Annotated in this window: 7 protein-coding genes and 1 pseudogene; 1 reads left to right on the forward strand and 7 read right to left on the reverse strand. The window is 60.9% G+C overall.

Going from position 1 to position 7,972, the window contains the following annotated elements; all coding sequences use genetic code 11:
* Positions 1-216: 216 nt before the first annotated feature.
* From K8W16_RS00040 to K8W16_RS00050, 3 genes are all read right to left on the reverse strand, one after another.
* Entirely contained in the window at positions 217-918 is a 702-nt protein-coding gene (locus K8W16_RS00040) for a P-II family nitrogen regulator (protein WP_304120077.1), read from the reverse strand.
* Positions 915-2,369 carry a DUF1538 domain-containing protein gene (locus K8W16_RS00045; RefSeq protein WP_304120078.1) on the reverse strand — a complete coding sequence of 485 codons (1,455 nt, stop codon included), beginning with the start codon at positions 2,367-2,369 and terminating at the stop codon, positions 915-917. The genes K8W16_RS00040 and K8W16_RS00045 overlap by 4 nt, the downstream gene beginning before the upstream one ends.
* A gap of 287 nt (positions 2,370-2,656) precedes the next feature.
* Positions 2,657-3,421: a TSUP family transporter gene (locus tag K8W16_RS00050; protein WP_304120079.1), complete on the reverse strand. Its 765-nt coding sequence runs from the start codon at positions 3,419-3,421 to the stop codon at positions 2,657-2,659.
* 208 nt (positions 3,422-3,629) lie between these two features.
* Here K8W16_RS00050 and K8W16_RS00055 point away from each other — a divergent pair, with 208 nt between their 5' ends.
* Positions 3,630-4,541: an AraC family transcriptional regulator gene (locus tag K8W16_RS00055; protein WP_304120081.1), complete on the forward strand. Its 912-nt coding sequence runs from the start codon at positions 3,630-3,632 to the stop codon at positions 4,539-4,541.
* A gap of 4 nt (positions 4,542-4,545) precedes the next feature.
* Here K8W16_RS00055 and K8W16_RS00060 read toward each other — a convergent pair whose 3' ends face one another.
* From K8W16_RS00060 to K8W16_RS00075, 4 genes and pseudogenes are all read right to left on the reverse strand, one after another.
* Positions 4,546-5,556: an NAD(P)H-dependent glycerol-3-phosphate dehydrogenase gene (locus K8W16_RS00060; RefSeq protein WP_304120082.1), complete on the reverse strand. Its 1,011-nt coding sequence runs from the start codon at positions 5,554-5,556 to the stop codon at positions 4,546-4,548.
* Positions 5,557-5,778: 222 nt separating this feature from the next.
* Entirely contained in the window at positions 5,779-6,741 is a 963-nt protein-coding gene (gene epsC / locus K8W16_RS00065) for a serine O-acetyltransferase EpsC (protein ID WP_304120083.1), read from the reverse strand.
* Between the two features lie 6 nt (positions 6,742-6,747).
* Positions 6,748-7,671 (reverse strand): PLP-dependent cysteine synthase family protein, encoded by a 924-nt coding sequence (locus tag K8W16_RS00070; RefSeq protein WP_304120084.1) that lies wholly within the window; start codon positions 7,669-7,671, stop codon positions 6,748-6,750.
* Between the two features lie 7 nt (positions 7,672-7,678).
* A pseudogene (locus K8W16_RS00075) lies at positions 7,679-7,972 on the reverse strand (hypothetical protein); the annotation flags it as partial.

Raw genomic sequence — 7,972 nt, forward strand, 5'->3', positions numbered from 1 at the left:
ACGAGGAAAGTAGCGTTTGATACGAGCAATCTGTTCATGAGAAAGATAAAAAAGTTCCTTCATGGCATCCTCCCTATGCCGACAATAAGAACTTTTTACCCTTTTGGCAATTAATGAGTCCTGAGCCTAGGGCGCGGCTGGTAAGAAAGCCTTACAGGCGCATAAGAGGAACCACCGGCTATGCCGGTGGGGCCCCTTTTTTGTCGGCGCATGCTGTTACCTGTTCTTTTTCGGCCCCAGTGTTTCAAAGCTTTCCACGTCCATGCGGAAGGCGATGCCGGAACCCGGCTCGGCGTCCTTGAAGTCGGCCTTGATGCTTTCCATGATGCGTTCACTGTCGCCCCGGGGGCTGAGTATCATGACCAGTTCCTTTTCAGGGACAATGGTGATGCCGAAGAAGGTGGCGTCGTCGGGGCGGGCCGTGCCGCGCGCATGAATGACGGTGCCGCCCGTGGCCCCGGCGCGGCGGGCCGCATCCATGACCTGATCGGCGCTGCCGCTGTTGACGATGACGGAGAGAAGTTCGTAGCCGGGAAGTTCCGGGCTTTTTTCAGACATGGGCTCCTCCTGAATATGGGAAAAGGCTGCGCCGGGCGCCGAGATGTGGTGGCGGAAAATATCGAGCACGTTGAGGGTGAACATGATGCCCCTTGTCCTTGCAAGGCTCGGGGCCTCGCGGAGGGCCTGCATGACGGGCTGCACGAGGTTCGAGGGCAGGATGCAGTAGAGCAGCTCCTTTTCCACGTCGTCCAGCCCCAGGAGGCGGAGCCATTTGCTCTCGGCCGTGCCGCGCCCGAGCACTACGGTGCCGCCCGTGGCCCCGGCCTTTCTGGCCACGGCCATGGCGTCGTCGCACTTGTGTTTTTCTATGACGGTGATGAGCAGCTTGCCTGCGCTTTTGCTGGAAATGGTGTTCATGAACGATCCCCCGTCTTGCGGCTGAAAACGATGCCCAGAAGCTGAATGGCGATGAGCGGCGTCATGGCGATCATGGCGATGCAGCCGAAAGCGTCCACGGCGGGGTTGCCGCCCACGCCCTTGGATACACCCAGCATGAAGGCAAGGATGAAGGTTGAGGCCATGGGGCCTGAGGCCACGCCGCCGGAGTCGAAGGCAATGGCTGTGAACATGCGCGGGCAGAGGCGCATGAGCAGCATGGCTGCCGCGTAGCCCGGGATGAGGAAGTACCACAGGCTTGCGCCCGTAGTCACGCGGTACATGGCGATGCCTACGGCGAGGGATACGCCTGCGGAAAGTGCGATGAGCATGAGCCTGCGGCGTATGGCTCCACCGGAGACCTGCTCTACCTGTTCGGTGAGAATCCATACGGCGGGCTCCGCGCACACCACCACGGCTCCGAGCACCAGAGCTACGGGGATGAGCAGGAAGCGGTTCTCCGGGCTGGAGAGCAGCGCGCCGAGTATGTCGCCCGCCGGCATGAAGCCCCCCTTTACCCCGAGGAAGAACAGGATGACTCCGAAGAAGGTATACATAAGGCCCATGACCATGCGCAGGGTCTGCCTGCGGGAAAGCCGGATGAGGAAGAGGCGGAAGAGCAGGAAGAGCACGGCCAGCGGGCCGAGTGCCATGGATACTTCATGCGTGACTTCCGGCAGGAGGTGGAGGAAGTGGGCGAGAAGCCCTTCCGGTGCGGCCTGAGCGACGGAAGAAGCCTCAGGTACGGCGGGGGAGGCGAACAGGCCGAGCATGAGCACGGCAAGGATGGGCCCCACGGATGCAAGGCCCACGAAACCGAAGCTGTCGTCCCCGGCATGGCTGCCCCCGCGCACAGCGGCCACGCCTACGCCGAGGGCCATGATGAAGGGCACAGTCATGGGGCCGGTGGTGGCTCCGCCCGCGTCGAAGCCTATGCCCAGAAAGAGATCAGGCACAAGGGACGCGCAGAGAAACACCGCGCCGTAGCAGAGGAAGAGCAGCAGTTTGAGAGGGAGCTGGAAAATGATGCGCCCCATGGCCACGGCCACGAAGAAGCCCACGCCCGCCGCAATGATGCACACAAGCGCCATGGGCGCGATGACCGGGGCCACCCCCGTGACCTGTGCGGCAAGTACCTGTACGTCGGGTTCGGCCACGGTGATGATGAAGCCCACCACAAAACCCACGGCCAGCATGAGGGCGAGGTTTCTTTTGCCGGTAAGCGTGGAGCCTACCTTCTGGCCTACGGGCAGGACGCCGATATCCGCGCCCACAAGGAAAAGCCCGAGGCCGATGATGAACAGCACGGCCCCTGCGAGGAATCTCGGCAGGGCGTCGCCCAGCGGCGCAACGGTCAGATGAAGCAGGAGCACCAGAATGACCACCGGAACCACCGAGATCACGGCCTCCTTGCATTTCTCGATAAAGAGCATGCGTATCCTTTATGCTGCGTAAGAGGTTTAAGACATGCTGCCATACCGGCTGCATTCAGAAAAATGAAGATACTCTTGAACCTATAGAAACATGAAAGATAAGCCCGGCAGAGCATTTGCATAAAAGTAAATAATACTTACTCCGTATCATCGGCCGCCGGAGCAATTTTCATGGAAAATTGTTGTAAAGGTAAAGGCATGATTCTTATTCTGGAAACAAAAGGCAGAAGGCGCGCCAGGATTGCTGTCCGCGTGTTTTGCGGCAGGGCTGTGCTCCGACTTGAATATTAAGAAAGGAAGAATCGATAGACAAGGGTGGAAAGCAGTAAAGAAAGCGTCACATAGAGAAAATTTCTGACCATGCGCGCGCCTATGCGTATGGCGAGGCGCGTCCCGAGCTGATTGCCGGCGATGTTGGCCGCAGCGAGGGGGACGCCCAGGCTGAAGAGCGTGACGCCGCCTGTGGCGAACACGGCAAAGGCCCCGGCGTTGGAGGCGAGGTTGAAGACCTTGGCCGTGGCCGAGGCCTTCACCAGGCCCATGCGCAGGAGAAGGTGCTGGGCGATGATGAAGAAGCTTCCCGTACCCGGGCCGAAAAAGCCGTCGTAGGCGCCGATGAGAAAGCCCATGAGGAAGACCCTTGCCCAGAGGCCTTTTTCCGGCAGCTCCCCTTCTTCGGAAACGAGCCTACCGGAGAACAGGGATATGGCCATGCCTACAGGTAGAAGGAAAATGAGCACCTTGCCCAGAAGGTCGGCGGGGACATGAAGCGCGAGAGCGGATCCCGCCATGCCTCCGGCAAAGGCGGAGGCAAAGCCCGCCGGGGCGATGCGCATGACGACGAGGTGATTCCTTGCGAAGGTCCACAGCGAGGTGAGGGAGCCCAAGGTGCTGGCGAATTTGCCCGTACCGAGGGCCGCGTGCGGGGAAATGCCGCAAAGCAGCATGGCAGGGGTGGAAATAAGCCCTCCGCCTCCCGCCACGGAGTCCACGAAACCGGCAAGAAAGAAGAACAGGCACAGAACAAGAAGGATGGCAAGGGAAGTTTCCACGGCAAGGACCTTGTTGAGATTGAAACGCTGTTTTTTTGTAGACGAAATGCCCGGGTTTGTCGAAATGGACTTTTCAGGGTACAGGTGAGAGGATCAGGCAAGAAAAAGAGGGAAATGTATATGGGGAAACATGCGGTTCCGGCATAGGATGAAAACAGGATTGCCGGAAAGGGGAAGATACCCGGAAAAGTCAGGCAGGGAGGCGGATATGGGAGAATGGGAGCGCATCAACAGCAGCCTGAAGGAAAAGGTCCTTCGTCACATGCCTGAGACGGGCGCGCGGGCAACGGACATTCCCGGCCTTTCTCTTTCCCGCCGCCTTGCAAACGATATCCTGGAGAACAGCCTGTACAGGCCCTGCATAGGCGTGATGCTTCAGGGCAGGAAGAAATCCACCATCGGCACGGAGGAATATGTCTACGGTGAAGGCCAGTGCCTGGTGGTGGGCGTGGATGTCCCGAGTTCCTTTTATGTGGTGGACGGTACGGAAGAGGCCCCTTTCCTCTGCCTTTCCCTGGAGGTGGACAGGTTCCTTCTCACCAGGCTCGCGGCGGAGGTGCCGCCCGCTCCGGCTCCGGCCCATGGAAGTTCTTTGCGCGGCGTTTCCGTGGAGAAGGTGGAACTGCCCGTTCTCGATGCCTTTTCCCGTCTGGTGGATCTTCTGGACACGCCTGCGCAGATTCCCATGCTCGCGCCCATGATCGTCAAGGAAATTTATTACCGTATGCTCCTGGGGCCGCAGGGGGAATTTCTGCGCCGTTTTCATACGCTCGGTTCCCAGAGTACGCAGATAGCCCAGGCCGTGATGTGGCTGCGCGACAATTATCGTTCCCCTCTGCAGGTGGAGGAACTGGCAAGGCGCGTGAATATGGCGACCTCCACCTTCCACCGTCATTTTAAGGAAGTGACTAGCCTGAGCCCTCTGCAGTTCCACAAAAGGCTGCGCCTTTTTGAAGCCCAGCGGCTCATGCTCTCCGAAAGGGTTGACGCGGCAAGCGCGGGGCTTGCCGTGGGCTATGAAAGCCCCACGCAGTTCAACCGCGAATACAAGCGTCTTTTCGGGGATCCGCCGCACAGGAACATCACGAGGCTGAAGAACGCCTCTTCCGGCAGTATGTGAGTCGCTATTCCTCCTTGAGGGGGCGCTCCATGAGTTCCCGTACGGCGTCTTTAGGAGATGCACCCTCGTGAAGGATGCGGCATACCGCTTCGGTCACCGGGGCGGAAATATGGAAGCGTGCGGCAAGTTCCCTGGCAGCGCCCGCGGTTTTCACTCCCTCGGCCACCATGCCCAGGCTGGAGACGATTTCTTCAAGGCTTTCTCCCCTTCCCAGCCGTTCGCCTACCTGACGGTTGCGGGAAAGGCGGCCTGTGCAGGTAAGGACAAGGTCGCCGAGGCCGGAAAGGCCCATGAAGGTGAGGGGGGTCGCGCCCATGGCCGCACCCAGGCGGCTGAGCTCCGCAAGCCCCCGCGTGATGAGCGCCGCGCCGGCATTGTATTGAAAGCCCAGCCCCGTGCATACCCCGGCGGCTATGGCCATGACATTCTTGAGCGCCCCGCCCATTTCCACGCCCGTCACGTCGGCGCTGGAGTAGCAGCGGAAAAAAGGCGTGGCAAAAAGCGCCCGCAGCTCGCTCCCCTTTGCTTCGTCGCGGCAGCCCAGCACCACGGCGGTGGGCTGGCCGGCCATGACTTCCGCAGCAAAGGAGGGGCCGGAAAGCACGGCATAGCGCGTGGCGAGATGGGGAAGCTCCTCTTCCAGGACACGGCTCATGGGCAGGCAGGTGCCGTTTTCCAGGCCCTTGGAGGCGTTCACGATGGTGAGGTTTGGAGGAAGATAGGCTCCCGCGCTCCTGAGCCAGAGGCGCTGATGCTGGCAGGGGACGGCAAGCACGAGGGCGCCGCACTGTGCGAGCATGGACATATCCGTGGTGGCCCTCACGCCCGCATGAAGGGGAGCCCCCGGCAGATATCGCGGGTTTTCGTGCCGTTCGTTGATGCAGCGGGCCACGTTTTCATCGCGCAGAATGAGGGTTGTGTCGTGCCCGGCTACGGCCAGTACATGGGCGAGCGCCGTACCCCAGCTTCCGCCTCCGGCCACGGCGATGCGGGAAAGAGTGCTTGTCGTCATCATGTTTCCTTATGGTTTGAGCCCCGGCATGGCGAGGGAAGCGCGGAACGGCAGTACTTGTGTTCTGCCCGCCGGGCAGCGGAGCGTTTTCGGATACGTTCCTTTTCCCTGTTATGCCTGAAGAATATGACGGAAACATGGCAGAAAAAAGGAAGCCCCCGGAGGGGCTTCCCAGGATGTGTGTCGATACGGGCAAAGCCTGTGCGTTTGAAGCAGCCGGAAGCCTCAGACCTTTTCGCACTTGCCCGTAAGGGCTTCGCCGGTTCTAGCCTTCGCGCCGCTTTGCACGATGCGGCTGCCTTCGGGTACGCTGTGGGTGAGCCATACGTTGCCGCCGATGACGGAGCCTTTGCCTATGGTGATGCGGCCGAGGATGGAGGCCCCGGCGTATACCGTGACATTATCTTCCAGGATGGGGTGGCGCGGTATGCCCTTGACCAGTGTGCCGTCGGCGTTCTTGGAGAAGGAAAGAGCGCCGAGCGTCACGCCCTGATAGAGGCGACAGCCCTTGCCGATGATACAGGTTTCGCCGATGACGACGCCGGTGCCGTGGTCGATGAAGAAGTTTTCGCCTATCTGCGCGCCGGGGTGTATGTCTATCCCCGTGCGGGAATGGGCCATTTCCCCGATGATGCGGGGGATGATGGGCACTTTCAGGGCGTACAGTTCATGGGCGATGCGGTGATGGATCATGGTGAGCATGGAGGGGTAGCAGAACACGGTCTCCCCGGGGCTCGTGGCCGCAGGATCTCCTTCATAGGCGGCGCGGGCGTCTTCGGCGAGCATGTCGCGTATGGCGGGGATGCGCCGCATGAATTTCATGGCCATTTCCTTGGAGGCTACTTCGCAGCCCCGGCAGTCGTTCACATAGTCAGCGCAGGCAAAGCAGCCGCCGCGCCGTATCTGTTCGCTGAGCATGCGGAAAATGGAATCAAGATTGGCGGCAAGGTGATAGCGCAGCGACTCGCGGTGCACCTGCGAGGGGCCGAAGTAGCCGGGGAAGAGCACCGCCTTCAGGCGCTCCATCATTTCCTTCAGCGTGTCATACGAGGGCAGGGGGGTGGAGCAATCCTTGGCGTTCAGCACGGAAGAGAGGGATTCCGGGCGGCAGAGGGCATCTGTCACCTCGTCGAGGTCATGCATGCGGGACAGGGTGATTTCTTTGTCGGGCGTAGGGCAGGGAGTCATGGGCGCTCAGTCCTTGGAAAAGAGGGGAGTGGAAAGATAGCGTTCGCCGGTGTCCGGCGCGATGGTGACGATATGTTTGCCCGCGAATTCCGGTCGGAGGGCAAGTGCCATGGCCGCGCGCACATTGGCGCCGGAGGTGATGCCGCAGCTCAGCGATTCCTTCGCCATGAGCATGCGGGCCGTTTCCATGGCGTCCTCCGTGCTTACGGTGAGGATATCGTCGACAAGGGAGCGGTCGAACACGGTGGGTACGAAATTCGCACCTATGCCCTGTATGCCGTGCGCGCCGCTGCGCCCCTGGGAGAGTACCGGAGATTCGGCAGGCTCCACCGCGGCGCAGAAAATAGAAGGATCGGCTTCTTTGAGTCGGCGGCTCACACCTATAAGCGTCGCACCGGATCCCACCCCGGCCACGAAGGCGCTGGGCGAGAACCCTTCCTTTGCACAGTCTTCGAGGATTTCCGCGCCAGTGCTTTCGTAATGCACGCGCGGCCCCACGGGATTGCTGAACTGGTCGGGCCGGAACGCTCCGGGCAGCGTGGCGAGAAGTTCTTCCACTTTGTCCTGTGCGCCCTGCATGCCCTGCTCCGCCGGGGTGAGGATCACTTTTGCACCCATGGCGCGCAGGAGTGCCACGCGTTCCCGGCTTGCCGAGGCGGGAACGGCGAGCATGAGCGTGAGGCCCATTTTACCGCATGCCACGGCAAGCCCTATGCCGAGGTTGCCGCTCGTGGCCTCCACCACGGTCCCTCCGGAGGCGAGTTCTCCAGAGGCGAGCGCCGCGCGAAGATAGCCCGCCGCCGCCCTGTCCTTGACGGATCCGCCGGGATTGCGGGCTTCGTACTTGATATGGATTTTTGCCGGAAGAGATGCGGAAACGGCGTCCAGAAAAACAAGCGGCGTATGCCCTATGGTATCGAGAATGTTCATGGCTGCCTCAGGATGGGTCGGAGGATGGGGGCATGTCGTCTTTGGTGAACATGCGCCAGTACACGGAATGTTCCCCGTCTTTTTCACGCTTTTCCGGCGTGACGTACAGCAGGGGCTCTTCCTTCCAGAAGTAGGTCATGCTGCCGTCGGGCGCAAGGTGGCAGGTCATGCCCGCCGCTATGTCTTCCGGGGCCAGGTTGCGGGGGTTGACGCCCCGCTCCTCCAGCTGCTCGCGCAGAAGCTCTTCCACTCTCGCGGCGACATGAAGGTTCGGTTTGGGCACATCTTCAAGGTGTGGCAT

Source organism: Mailhella massiliensis, from assembly GCF_020741395.1.
In the GTDB taxonomy this organism is placed as follows: domain Bacteria; phylum Desulfobacterota; class Desulfovibrionia; order Desulfovibrionales; family Desulfovibrionaceae; genus Mailhella; species Mailhella massiliensis_A.